The organism is Rathayibacter sp. AY2B3 (assembly GCF_002931755.1).
Lineage (GTDB): Bacteria > Actinomycetota > Actinomycetes > Actinomycetales > Microbacteriaceae > Rathayibacter.
The window spans coordinates 1-12,167 of record NZ_PSUG01000005.1 but is presented as its reverse complement, the minus strand read 5'-3'; the positions used below and the strand labels follow the sequence as shown (position 1 = coordinate 12,167).

Sequence of the window (12,167 nt, the reverse complement as noted above, 5' to 3'; positions counted from 1 at the left end):
GGAGCGGAGGCGGACCCCGGCGGATCCCGCTACTTCTTCTCGGGCGGAGCGTTCGGGTGAGAGGGCGGGTAGTAGACCCCTGAGGGCGAGGTCGGAGGGACGGCCGGGGCGGAGCGCCCCCAGACGGGCCGACGGCCCCTGGCGACCGATCCGAACTTCCAGACGATCTTCTCGGTCACGTCGCGCTCCTCCTGTCGGTTCCCGCCTCGGGGGCGGTGCGCCACTCCACGAGGGAGTGGTCCGGCAGCGAGATCCAGACTCCAGCCGTGTCCTCGATCCGCTCCCCGAGAGTCCCATCCTCGCGGACGGTGAACTGCTCTTCGATGTACATGTCGCGAGATCGCGTCGAGGTCGACACGAAGCTGTCGGACGAGAACCAGCCCCCGACCCGGCGCCCATCCGGCAGCTCAGCGCACACCCAGCTGTCCACTCGCCCCGCCGCCACCTTGTCCCCTGCGGTCGGCACGCTCTCGTAGGCCGTCGCCCGCCCCGCCGGGACCCGCACCCAGCCGAGCCCCCGCCTCCGGAGCACCGGCCACGGCGGCCGCCACCACCGCAGCCGCACGTGCAGCGCCGAGCCGAGCGACGCCGGCACCAGCACTCCGAGCACGAGGATCCACCAGCCCACGGCCCTCGGCTCCTGCAGCACCGCCGCACGGGGATCGGCCGCCAGGCGCATCAGCTCCTCGCCCGCCACGACGAGGTACGCCGCGTCGAGCGCGATGCTCACCAGGACCGCCTCGAACAGGCGCGCGGAGACCGTGTGGTCCGTCCAGCGGAACCCCGCCGCCCAGACCCGCACGGAGGCGTAGAGCACCCCGGGCAGCACCAGCGCGACGAGCGCCATCACTCCGAGCACGCTGTCCGGGACGACCATCGCCACCACCTCCTCCGTCGACGGGTCGAGCCTGTCGTCGCGCCCGGCGCGGCGGGGAACCGGACCCCGGATCGGTGGAGGACGGGCCGCTCCTACGCCTGGGGAGGAGCCTCGGCCGCTCCTCAGAACAGGTCCGCGAAGCCCATCGCGACGAGGTTCGCGTGCGAGGTCCGCAGGCAGTCGAGCGCGCTCCGCCCGTAGCGCTCGTCCTGCTCGACGAGGAGGTGCTCGACGCCGAGCGCGAGGCTCGTCCCGATGATCCCGGGGAAGTCGAGGTTGCCCTCCCCCACCTCGGCGAACTGCACGTTCGAGGTGAAGGCGTGCACGGACCACCCGCCGGACACGTCGGCGGGCGGCCCGACCCGGTAGTCCTTCAGGTGCACCAGGGCGATGCGCTCCCCGTACCGGCGCAGCGTCGTCACGGGATCGAGCCCGCCCCGCTGCACCCAGTGCACGTCGAGCTCGAGCCCCAGCAGCGGAGCACGCTCGGCGACGACGTCGAGCAGGAGCCGGCCGCCGTGCCGCGCGAACTCCAGGTGGTGATTGTGGAGCAGCAGCCGCAGCCCGTCGTCGCGGAGCCTCGCCGCGGCGACCTGGCAGCGGTCGGCGAAGTCGAGCAGAGCGGTCGGCGAGGCCGCCGCGGAGGCGGGCAGCATGCCGATCCGGACCGTGTGCGCGCCGAGCGCGCGGGCGTCGGCGACGATCCCGGCGAGCCCGCCCTCGAGCGCCGCGCCGGGGGAGTCCCCCGGAGCCAGGCCCGCCGAGATCGCCGCGATCTCCACGCCGAGCTCGTCCCGAGCCCGCCGCAGCTCGGCCACCGTCGCCGCCGTCAGCGGGATCTGCGAGATCTCCACCGACCGGTAGCCGATCGCGCGGACCTCCCGGAGCGTCGCGAAGGCGCCCGCCGAGGCGAACTCCTCCTTCAGCATCATCGCCTGCACACCGATCCTGGTCACGGCAGTCCTCCCCGTCGCGGTGGGGCCGACGTCGACGCGGCCCGGAACGCCACCGACGGTAGAGGCGCGCCTCCGATCTTGTCAATCGGTTGCCAATACACGTATGGTCGTGGCACGGCGGCGCTCCTGTCCGCCGGTTCCCGACGACGAGAACGAGGCACGCACCGTGACCACCGCATCCGCGACCACCGCATCCGCGACCACCGCATCCGCGACCCCCGCACCCTGGACCCTCTCCGGCTTCGGCGACGAGATCGACCCGGACCCGGACGTCCAGGTCGCCGTCCTCCGAGCACTCGGCGCGCACAGCATCGAGGTGCGCAGCGCCTGGGGCGTGAACGTCGTCGACCTCGACGACGAGCGCCTCGCCCGCCTCGCCGCGGTGCTCGAGCGCGGCGGCCAGTCCGTCTCGGCCGTCGCCTCGCCCATCGGCAAGGTCGACGTCGCCCTCGACCCCGAGCTCGAGGTGGCGCGCCTCGACCGCGTCATCCGCGTCGCACACGCCCTCGGCACGCCGAGCATCCGCGTCTTCTCGTTCTACCGGGGCGAGGGAGTCCCGGTCGACAGCATCCGCGACGACGTCCTGCTGCGCATGCGCAGGCTCGCCGACCGTGCCGAGCGCGAGGGCGTGGTGCTCCTGCACGAGAACGAGAAGGAGATCTACGGCGACGTCCCCGAGCGGATCCTCGACCTGGTCGAGTCCGTCGGCTCGCCCGCCCTGCGCCTCGCCTGGGACAACGCGAACTTCGTGCAGTGCGGGGTGCGCCCCTTCGACGACGGGTGGGCGGCGCTGCGGCCCTACGTCGACTACCTGCAGGTGAAGGACGCGGTGGCCGCCACCGGCACCGTGGTGCCCGCCGGCGAGGGCGACGGACAGCTGCGCGAGACCCTCACCGCCCTGCGCGACGACGGCTGGACGGGCGTCGCCTCGCTGGAGCCGCACCTCGCGATCACGGACGCCCTCGGCGGATTCTCCGGCCCCGAGGCGTTCGGAGTGGCCGCTCGGGCCTTCCGGGGGCTCGCCTCCTCGCTCGGGATCGACCTGCGATGACCGTCCGCGCGGCGGTGATCGGCTGCGGCGACATCTCCTCCGTCCACCTCGCGGCGATCGGCACGGCGCCCGGCGCGGAGCTGGTGGCGGTCTGCGACACCGACCCGGGCCGGCTCGCCGCGGCGGCCGAGAGGCACGCGGTGCCGGGCTTCCCCGAGGCGGTCCGGATGCTCGACTCCGTCCGCCCCGACGTCGTGCACGTCTGCACTCCGCACAGCACGCACGCCGCGCTGGCGGTCGCGGCCCTCGACCGCGGCGTCGCGGTGCTCCTCGAGAAGCCGCTCGCCTCCTCCGTCGCGGAGGGGGAGCAGGTGATCGCCGCGGCCGAGCGGGGCGGGGCGCGCATCGGCGTCTGCTTCCAGAACCGCTACAACCCGCCCGCGCAGCGCCTCCGCGAGCTGCTGGCGTCCGGCTCCCTGGGCGCGGTGACGGGTGCGGTCGCGACCGTGCTCTGGCACCGCACCCCCGGCTACTACCTCGACCGCCCCTGGCGCGGGACGTGGGCCGAAGGCGGCGGCGGGATGCTGATGAATCAGGCGATCCACACCGTCGACCTCCTGCAGTGGCTCGTCGGCGAGGTGGTCGCGGTGAGCGGCTCCGCCTCCACGCGCCTGCTGCCGATCGAGGTCGAGGACACCGCCGACCTGGTGCTCACCCACGCCTCCGGTGCGCGCAGCGTCCTCTACGCGACCGTGGCCAACACGTGGGACGAGCCGGTCGAGCTCCGCCTGCGCACCGAGCGCGCCACCGTCTCGCTGCGCGGTGCCCTCACCGTCCGGCACGACGACGGATCCGTCGAGGTCGTCCCGGACACGGAGCGCCGATCCGGCGGGCGCTCGTACTGGGGCGCCTCGCACGAGCTGCTCGTGCACGACTTCTACGCCCGCCTCGGCGAGGACGAGCCCTTCTGGATCTCGCCCCGCGAGGCGGCGAGGTCGCTCGCGATCGTCCAGGCCGCCTACGCTCCGAGCGCACCCGGGCGGACACCCCACTCCACCTCGAACGAAGGACTCCTCCCATGACCACCGTCCGCCTCGGCATCATCGGATTCGGCGCCCAGGGCTCCTCCTACGCCCGCTTCCTCGCCGACGGCCGGGTGCGCGACGTCGTCGTCACCGCCGTCGCCGACGTCGACCCCGCCCGGGAGGCGGCGGCCGCCGCGCTCGCGCCCGGAGCGTCCTTCCACGCCGACCACCGCTCCCTCCTCGCGAGCGGAGAGGTCGACGCCGTCGTCGTCTGCACTCCGCACTACCTCCACCCCGGGATCGGCATCGATGCGCTCGAGCACGGGCTGCACGTGCTGGTCGACAAGCCGGCGGGCGTCTACGCCGCGCAGGTGGCGGAGCTGAACGAGGCCGCCGCCGCCCGCCCCGGGCAGCGCTTCGCGATCATGTTCAACCAGCGGGCGAACCCGCTGTACCGCCGGCTCAAGGAGATCATCGACGAGGGCGGGATCGGCCGGATCCTGCGCTCGAACTGGATCATCACGACCTGGTGGCGACCCCAGGCCTACTACGACCAGAGCGACTGGCGCGCGACCTGGGGAGGCGAGGGCGGAGGCGTCCTGGTCAACCAGGCGCCCCACCAGCTCGACCTGTGGCAGTGGCTGTGCGGAGTGCCGGAGTCGGTGGTCGCGAAGGCCGGCTACGGGCGGTGCCGCGACATCGCGGTGGAGGACGAGGTGACGGTGCTCGCCGACTTCGGCGGGGGCACGACCGGGGTGCTGGTCACCACGACGCACGACCCGATCGGCACCGACCGCCTCGAGATCGTCGGCGACCGCGGCCGGATCGTCGTCGACGACTCCCGGGTCGCGACGATCACCCGTCTGAGCGCCCCTGAGCGCGAGCTCAGCGCCGCCCTCAGCGCCGAGGACGTGGGCCTCCTGCTCACCGGCCGCTACGACACCGCGGATCTCTCCACCACGGAGCGGATCGAGTCGGGCTCCGTCTGGGGCGAGCAGCACGCGGCCGTCCTGCAGGACTTCGCGGACAGCATCGTGCACGGCACGCCGCTGCTCGCGCCCGGGGCGGAGGGGATCCTCGGGGTCCGGCTCGCCAACGCGATCCACTACTCGAGCTGGACGGGACGCGAGGTGCCGCTCGACCTCGACGAGGGCGTGTTCCTGGCGGCGCTCAACGAGCGCATCCGCGAGGAGGGGGCGTTCCCGGAGCGGGGCTGACGCGGCGGAGCTGCGCGGAACCGCGCTGGACGGGACCGGAGCGGCGGGCGGCCGGCCGGACACGACGGCCTCCCGGAGCGCGGCCCCTCCCCTCCGGCCCGACCCGGACGAGAGGGACGGCCCGGGCGGGCTTCTCGCCCCTGTGGCAACATGGGCGGCGGGCGGCGCCCCGTCCGCCGCCGTGCCCCTCGAGAGAAGACCGCGATCGTGCCCAGCGAAGACGCGCCCACCGGCCCCTCCGCCCCGAGACGCCGCGGCCGCTCCGCGACGACGATCTACGACGTCGCCCGGCTCGCCGGCGTCGCCCCCTCCACCGTCTCCCGCGGGCTGAGCACGCCCGGACGGCTGAACGCCGCGACCGAGCAGCGGATCCGCGCCGCCGCGAAGGAGCTCGGCTACCGGCTCAACCCGATGGCGCGCGCGCTGCCGACGGGCCGCACCTCGACCCTCGGGCTGCTGGTGGCCGACATCACCAACCCGGCCTTCTTCCCCGCCGTGCGCGGAGCGGAGCGGGCGGCGTCGCTCCGCGGCTTCACGATGATCCTCGCCGAGTCGCAGGAGTCCGGGGAGCGCGAGGCCGAGGCGGCCGACCGCATCGCCGCCTCCACCGACGGGCTCGTCCTCGTCAGCACCCGCCTTAGCGACGAGGAGATCATCGCGCTGGCCGGGCGCATCCCCGTCGTCGTCCTCAACCGAGTGGTCCCCGGCGTCGCGGGGATCGTGCCCGACCTCGGTCCCGGGATCGACGCCGCGCTCGACCACCTCGCTGCCCTCGGCCACCGCTCCCTCGCCTTCATCGCCGGTCCGCCCGACTCGTGGATGAGCGCCGCACGGTGGGACCTCCTCCTCGAGCGCGCCCCGCAGCGGGGCATGACGGTCGTCGAGATCGGGCCGGGCGTCTCGACCCTCGAGGGAGGGAGGGGCGTCCTCGCCCGGGTGACGGCCTCCGGCGTCGGCGCGGTGATCGCCTACAACGACCTGGTGGCGATCGGCCTGATGCGCGCGGCTCAGGAGTCGGGCGTCGCGATCCCGGAGCAGCTCAGCATCATCGGCTTCGACGACATCTTCGGGAGCGACTTCACCTCGCCGCCGCTGTCGACCATCAGCGCGCCGCTGGGCCGGATGGGCGAGCGGGCGGTCCGCCGGGTGCTCGGCGACGAGGAGCCTCCGGAGCGGGCCGACGACCTGCCGACGGAGTTCGTGCCGCGGGCCTCGACGGGGCCGCGCCGCGACGCCTGACCCCGGTCCACGCCCCGCGCGCCACGCTCTGCGACAGCCTTGGCAATCGGTTGACACCGTCGGCAACCCATACTTGGATGGCCCCGTGCCGACGAAGCTGCTGAACGATCCCGACCGACTCCTGCCGATCGACCCGACGACCCGGGCGATCGCCCGCGACCTCCACGCGAGCGTCGCCGACCTGCCGATCCTCTCCCCGCACGGGCACGTGGATCCGCGCCTCCTGCTCGAGGACCGCCCCTTCGCCGACGCGGCCGAGCTCTTCCTCCGGTACGACCACTACGTCACCCGGCTGCTCCACTCCGCCGGGATCGACCTCGGCGACCTCGGCATCCCGGGAGGCGAGCGCCTCGCCGGGCCGGAGGAGGTGTGGCGCACGTTCTGCGCGCACTGGCGGATCTTCGCGGGCACCGCGTCGGGCTACTGGCTCCAGTCGATCCTCGCCGAGCAGTTCGGCGTCACCGAGCAGCCCGACGCCGCGAACGCCGACGCCCTCTTCGCGACGATCGGGGCCCGGCTGGCGTCCGACGCCTTCCGCCCGCGGGCGCTCTTCGAGCGGTTCGGGATCGAGGTCCTGGCGACGACCGACGACCCGCTGGACGACCTGGCCGTCCACCGGGCGCTGGCCGAGGATCCGGCGTTCCCGGGCCGCGTGCTGCCGACCTTCCGCCCCGACGCCTACCTCGATCCCTCCACCCCCGGCTGGCCCGAGCGCGTCGCCGCCCTGGCCGCCGCCACCGGCACGAAGGAGTCGAGCCTCCCCGGATTCCTCGAGGCCCTCCGCGCCCGGCGCCGGCACTTCCTCGACCACGGCGCCGTCTCCGCCGACCACGGCGTGCTGGAGCCGCTGACCGTCGACCTCGACCCCGTCGAGGCGCAGTCCCTCTTCGCCCGCGCCCGCGCCGGCACGATCGACGCCGAGGGCAGCCGCGTCCTGGCCGCCCACCTGCTGCTGCAGTCCGCCCGCATGAGCGTCGACGACGGCCTGGTGATGACCGTCCACGCCGGCGTGCTGCGCAACCACGACCGGCCGACCTTCGAGCGCTTCGGTCCGGACACCGGCCACGACATCCCCGTCGCGACCCGGTTCGCCGAGCCCCTCCGGCCGCTGCTGCAGGAGCTCGGCAATGCGCCGGGCTTCCACCTGGTCCTCTTCGGGATCGACGAGAGCACCCACTCGCGCGAGCTCGCTCCCCTCGCCGGCTACTACCCGTCCGTGTTCCTCGGAGCGCCGTGGTGGTTCCTCGACGCGCCCGACGCGGTGCTGCGCTTCCGCGCCGCCGTGACCGAGACCGCCGGCTTCTCGCGCAGCTCCGGCTTCATCGACGACACCCGCGCGTTCCTCTCCATCCCGGCCCGTCACGACATGGCGCGGAGGCTGGACGCCGCGTTCCTCGCGCGCCTGGTCGCCGAGGGGCGGATCGACTCCGAGACGGCGAGCGCCGTCATCCTGGACCTCGTCGACGCCCAGCCGCGGAAGGTCTTCAAGCTGTGAGCGGGCACGGCGGAGGAGGTGCTCTCGACCGCGCGTCCGCGGGCCTGCCGGCGGCTCCCGTCCGCATCGTCCACCTCGGCCTCGGCGCCTTCCACCGAGCGCACCAGGCCTGGTACACGCACGCCGTCGACGACGAACACGAGTGGGGCATCGCCGCGTTCACCGGCCGGAGCCCCCGGGCGGCCGAGGAGCTCGCCGCGCAGGGCGGCCTGTTCACCCTGATCGAGCGCGGACCGGAGGGCGACTCGGCGACGATCGTGGGCAGCATCGTCGAGGCGGTCGACGGCGCGGACGTCGCGCGTCTCATCGAGCTCGTCGCGGCCCCGGCGACGGCGATCGTCACGCTGACGATCACGGAGGCCGGGTACCGTCTCGCCGCGGACGGCGGCCCCGACCTGGACGACCCCGTCGTCCGGAGCGACCTCGCCGCCCTCCGATCGGGAGGGGCGCCGGTCACCGCGCTCGGCCGCCTCCTGCTCGGCCTCGCCGCCCGGCGCGACGCCGGCTCCGGCTCGCTCGCCGTCGTCCCCTGCGACAACCTCTCCGGCAACGGCCCCCTGGTGCGCGGCGGACTGCTCCTGCTCGCCGAGCGGCTCGACCCGTCGCTCGCCGACTGGATCGACCGCACCGTCTCGTTCGTGTCGACCTCCGTCGACCGGATCACCCCGGCCACCACCGCAGCGGACGTCGCGGCGGCGGCTCGGCTGATCGGCTCCGCCGACGCCGCGGCCGTCGTGACCGAGCCGTTCCGCGACTGGGTCCTCTGCGGCCGCTTCCCGGCCGGCCGACCCGCCTGGGAGCGCGCCGGAGCCCGTTTCGTGGACGACATCGAGCCCTTCGAGCGGCGCAAGCTGCGACTCCTCAACGGGGCGCACACGCTCCTCGCCGCCACCGGCCGCCGGAGGGGCCTCGCCACCGTCGCGGAGGCGATCGCCGACCCCGCCTGCCGGAGCGCCGTCGAGGCGTTCTGGGCGGAGGCGGCGGCCGGCCTCCCCGCCGGTCTCGACGCCGACGACTACTGCGCCGCCCTCCTCGAGCGCTTCGGCAACCCCCGGATCGAGCACCGCCTCGAGCAGATCGGCGCCGACGCGACCGCCAAGCTCCGCATCCGGATCGCGCCCGTGCTCCTCGCCGAGCGAGCGGCCGGACGCGACGGGGCCGCCTCCCTCCGCGCCGTCGCCGACGGGATCGCGCTGCTGCTGCGGGGAGACCGGCTGCCCGACGCGCAGCGCCCCGCCCTCGACCGCGCCCTCGGCTCCGCCCGGCCCGTGGAGGCGCTGCTGCGACTCGTCGACCCGCGCCTCGCCGACGACCCGGCCCTCGTCGCCGCGGTCGCCGCTCAGGCGGCCTAGACCTCCCCTCGCCTCTCCACACGGCGCCTCCCGGCGCCGTCGGCAACCGTTTGCCACCCTTCGCACCGTCTCGACGCGGCGCGGATCCCCGACGGGTCCGCGCCCGGGTAAAGGAGCCCGCATGACCCCCCGCACCACCACCGCGCCCGGAGCGCCCGCCACGCAGAAGCTCTCGAAGCTGAGCATCGTCGGCTACGGAGCCGGCGACACGGCGAACAACCTCGCCTTCACCACCGCCACGATGTTCCTGCTCGTCTACTACACCGACGTCGCCGGGATCTCCGCGGCCGCGGCGGGCACGCTGCTGCTCGTCGTGCGGATCTTCGACGCGTTCGCCGACGTCTTCGCCGGCCGGGTCGTGGACCGCACCTACAGCAAGCGCTTCGGCAAGTTCCGTCCGTTCCTGATGTTCGGGTCGGTCCCCCTCCTCCTGCTCTCGGCCGCGACCTTCTCCGTCCCGCAGATCGGCGAGAGCGGCACGCTCCTCTACGCCTACCTCAGCTACGCCGCGCTCGGCCTCGCCTACAGCCTCGTCAACATCCCTTACGGCTCGCTCGCCGGAGCGATGACGCAGGTCGGCACCGAGCGCGCGAAGCTCGCCAGCGCCCGCGCCATCGGCGGCGCGATCGTGGGGGCCGGGCTCGGCACCTTCATGGCCCCGCTGGTCGTCCCCGGCGCCGATCTGCAGTCGCTCTTCTCGATCGTCACGCTGAGCTTCGTCGTCGTCGGATCCGCCCTCTACCTCTTCACCGTGCTGACCGCCAAGGAGCGCGTCCAGCGCGACGTCGCGCACGTCACGTTCCGGCAGAGCATGACGACCCTCCGCTCCAACCGGCCGCTGCTCTTCCTCTGCCTCAGCTCGTTCCTGTTCCTCACCGGGACGCTCGCGCTCCAGACCGTGCAGCTCTACTACCTGCGCGACGTGCTCGGATCGGTGAGCCTCTACGCCGCGATGTCGCTGATCCAGCTCGCCCTGACCTTCGGGCTGGCCGCCCTCGTCCCGACGATCGTGCGGCGGTTCGGCAAGCGCAACGCCTACATGGCCGGAGTCGCGGTCATGATCAGCGGCGGAACGGTCGTCTTCCTCGCTCCGGGCGACGCGGTGGCGGTCGGCTTCGGCGGACTGGTTCTCGCCTACGTCGGCATCCAGCTCGTCAACATGCTCGTCTGGGCCATCGAGGCGGACACCGTCGAGTACGGGGAGTGGAAGACCGGCATCCGCTCCGAGGGCACCATCTACGCCCTGTTCTCCTTCACCCGCAAGACCGGTCAGGCGGTCGGAGGCGCCCTCGCCGCGTACGCACTGGCCTGGGGCGGCTACGTGGCCGGTGCCGCGGAGCAGAGCGAGCACGCCGAGTGGGGCATCCGCGCCGCGGCCGGCCTCATCCCGGCCGTCGCCGCCCTGCTCGCGGTGCTGATCATGGCGTTCTACCCGCTGACCGACCGCCGGCACGCGCAGATCGTCGCCGAGATCGCCGAGCGCCGCGAGGCCACCGGCCAGGCCGCGCCCGTGGCGCCCGGCCTCTCGACCGCCGCGTTCTCGATGGACCGCGCTCCCGGCCGGAACCCCTGACCCGATCCCCACCACGAAAGGCACCCCATGAAGATCGACAAGGCCGAGGTCGTCGTCACCAGCCCCGACCGCAACTTCGTCACCCTCAAGCTCACGACCGACGACGGGCTGACCGGCCTCGGCGACGCGACCCTCAACGGCCGCGAGCTCGCCGTGGTCTCCTATCTCGCCGACCATGTCGTGCCGCTGCTCCTCGGCCGCGACGCCTCGCGCATCGAGGACACGTGGCAGTTCCTCTACCGGTCGTCCTACTGGCGCCGCGGACCGGTCACGATGGCGGCGATCGCGGCGGTCGACACCGCCCTCTGGGACATCAAGGGCAAGGCCGCCGGTATGCCGCTCTACCAGCTGCTCGGAGGCGCGTCCCGCACCGGCCTGCTCGCCTACGGCCACGCGTCCGGGCGGACGGACGCCGAGCTGTTCGACAGCATCCGCGAGCACCAGGAGCAGGGGTACCGCGCGATCCGCGTGCAGACCGCGGTGCCGGGGCTGCAGTCGATCTACGGCATCGCCTCCAACGCGGTCCTCGAGGGCAACGAGGGCGTGCGCTACGACCACGAGCCGGCCCAGCGCGGCGGCCTCCCGACCGAGGAGGACTGGGACACGCGCGCCTACCTGCGCCACGTCCCCCGCGTCTTCGAGGCCGTCCGCAACGAGTTCGGGCCGGGGCTCCCGCTCCTGCACGACGGCCACCACCGGATGACCCCGATCCAGGCCGCGGCCCTCGGCAAGTCCCTCGAGCCGTACGACCTCTTCTGGCTCGAGGACTGCACGCCCGCCGAGAACCAGGAGGCCCTGCGCCTCGTCCGGCAGCACACCACCACGCCGCTGGCCATCGGCGAGGTCTTCAACACCGTGTGGGACTACCAGCTCCTCATCCGCGAGCAGCTGATCGACTACATCCGCAGCGCGGTGACGCACACCGGAGGCGTCTCCCATCTCCGGCGGATCCTCGACCACGCCGCGCCGTACCAGATCAAGTCGGGGATGCACGGCCCGACCGACGTCTCCCCGGTGGGCATGGCGGCCGCGATGCACCTGGGCCTGGCGATCCACAACTTCGGGATCCAGGAGTACATGAAGCACGGCGAGCGGACCGACAGCGTCTTCCAGCAGTCGTTCACCTGGAGCGAGGGGCGTCTGCATCCGGGCGACGCTCCCGGCCTGGGCGTCGAGCTCGACGTCGACGAGGCCGGGAAGTACCCCTACGTCCGCGCCTACCTGCCCTTCAACCGCCTCGCCGACGGCACCGTCCACGACTGGTGACCTGCGGCCGCCCCTCCTCCGCCGAGGGAACCCCGGACCGTCGAGGGAGCCACGACCAGCGGGCTCCCTCGACGGTCCGGGGTTCCCTCGGTGGGCGAGGAGGGGCGGCCGCAGGTCACCAGTCGTGGACGGTGCCGTCGGCGAGGCGGTTGAAGGGCGAGGTGCTCGCGCGCATC

The 12,167-nt window shown here is 73.7% G+C and carries 11 protein-coding genes; 8 read left to right on the top strand and 3 right to left on the bottom strand.

Annotated elements, in window-relative coordinates; genetic code table 11:
- Positions 1-29: 29 nt before the first annotated feature.
- The 3 genes from C5C24_RS17810 to C5C24_RS02790 all read right to left on the bottom strand — a co-directional run bounded on the left by C5C24_RS17810 (position 30) and on the right by C5C24_RS02790 (position 1,833).
- Positions 30-179: a hypothetical protein gene (locus C5C24_RS17810; protein WP_181135463.1), complete on the bottom strand. Its 150-nt coding sequence runs from the start codon at positions 177-179 to the stop codon at positions 30-32.
- Entirely contained in the window at positions 176-877 is a 702-nt protein-coding gene (locus tag C5C24_RS02795) for a DUF6338 family protein (RefSeq protein WP_104281289.1), read from the bottom strand. Before C5C24_RS02795 ends, C5C24_RS17810 begins: the two co-directional genes overlap by 4 nt.
- Positions 878-999: 122 nt before the next feature.
- Entirely contained in the window at positions 1,000-1,833 is an 834-nt protein-coding gene (locus tag C5C24_RS02790; RefSeq protein ID WP_258065022.1) for a sugar phosphate isomerase/epimerase, read from the bottom strand.
- A 166-nt stretch (positions 1,834-1,999) separates the two neighbouring features.
- Between C5C24_RS02790 and C5C24_RS02785 the strand changes: the two genes are divergently transcribed.
- The 8 genes from C5C24_RS02785 to manD all read left to right on the top strand — a co-directional run bounded on the left by C5C24_RS02785 (position 2,000) and on the right by manD (position 11,991).
- A complete protein-coding gene (locus tag C5C24_RS02785; RefSeq protein ID WP_258065021.1) occupies positions 2,000-2,884 on the top strand; it encodes a sugar phosphate isomerase/epimerase in 885 nt (294 codons plus the stop codon).
- Positions 2,881-3,906, top strand: a complete 1,026-nt coding sequence (locus C5C24_RS02780; protein ID WP_104275512.1) for a Gfo/Idh/MocA family protein — start codon at positions 2,881-2,883, stop codon at positions 3,904-3,906. The genes C5C24_RS02785 and C5C24_RS02780 overlap by 4 nt, the downstream gene beginning before the upstream one ends.
- Positions 3,903-5,066, top strand: coding sequence for a Gfo/Idh/MocA family protein (locus tag C5C24_RS02775; RefSeq protein ID WP_104304255.1), 1,164 nt, complete (start codon positions 3,903-3,905; stop codon positions 5,064-5,066). Before C5C24_RS02780 ends, C5C24_RS02775 begins: the two co-directional genes overlap by 4 nt.
- A gap of 207 nt (positions 5,067-5,273) precedes the next feature.
- The gene (locus tag C5C24_RS02770; RefSeq protein ID WP_181110123.1) at positions 5,274-6,305 is read left to right on the top strand and encodes a LacI family DNA-binding transcriptional regulator; all 1,032 of its coding nucleotides are present in this window, start codon (positions 5,274-5,276) and stop codon (positions 6,303-6,305) included.
- Between the two features lie 85 nt (positions 6,306-6,390).
- Positions 6,391-7,800: a glucuronate isomerase gene (uxaC, locus tag C5C24_RS02765; RefSeq protein WP_104281293.1), complete on the top strand. Its 1,410-nt coding sequence runs from the start codon at positions 6,391-6,393 to the stop codon at positions 7,798-7,800.
- A complete protein-coding gene (locus tag C5C24_RS02760) occupies positions 7,797-9,152 on the top strand; it encodes a mannitol dehydrogenase family protein (RefSeq protein WP_258065020.1) in 1,356 nt (451 codons plus the stop codon). The genes uxaC and C5C24_RS02760 overlap by 4 nt, the downstream gene beginning before the upstream one ends.
- 121 nt (positions 9,153-9,273) lie before the next feature.
- On the top strand, positions 9,274-10,725 hold the full coding sequence (uidB, locus tag C5C24_RS02755) for a glucuronide transporter (protein ID WP_104275508.1): 1,452 nt from the start codon (positions 9,274-9,276) through the stop codon (positions 10,723-10,725).
- 27 nt (positions 10,726-10,752) lie between these two features.
- A complete protein-coding gene (gene manD / locus C5C24_RS02750; protein ID WP_104304254.1) occupies positions 10,753-11,991 on the top strand; it encodes a D-mannonate dehydratase ManD in 1,239 nt (412 codons plus the stop codon).
- Positions 11,992-12,167 lie beyond the last annotated feature (176 nt).

Coding starts and splice junctions, on each gene's coding strand:
- C5C24_RS02795 (WP_104281289.1), bottom strand. CDS start 877: ATGGTCGTCCCGGACAGCGTGCTCGGAGTGATGGCGCTCGTCGCGCTG.
- C5C24_RS02780 (WP_104275512.1), top strand. CDS start 2,881: ATGACCGTCCGCGCGGCGGTGATCGGCTGCGGCGACATCTCCTCCGTC.
- C5C24_RS02775 (WP_104304255.1), top strand. CDS start 3,903: ATGACCACCGTCCGCCTCGGCATCATCGGATTCGGCGCCCAGGGCTCC.
- uidB (WP_104275508.1), top strand. CDS start 9,274: ATGACCCCCCGCACCACCACCGCGCCCGGAGCGCCCGCCACGCAGAAG.
- manD (WP_104304254.1), top strand. CDS start 10,753: ATGAAGATCGACAAGGCCGAGGTCGTCGTCACCAGCCCCGACCGCAAC.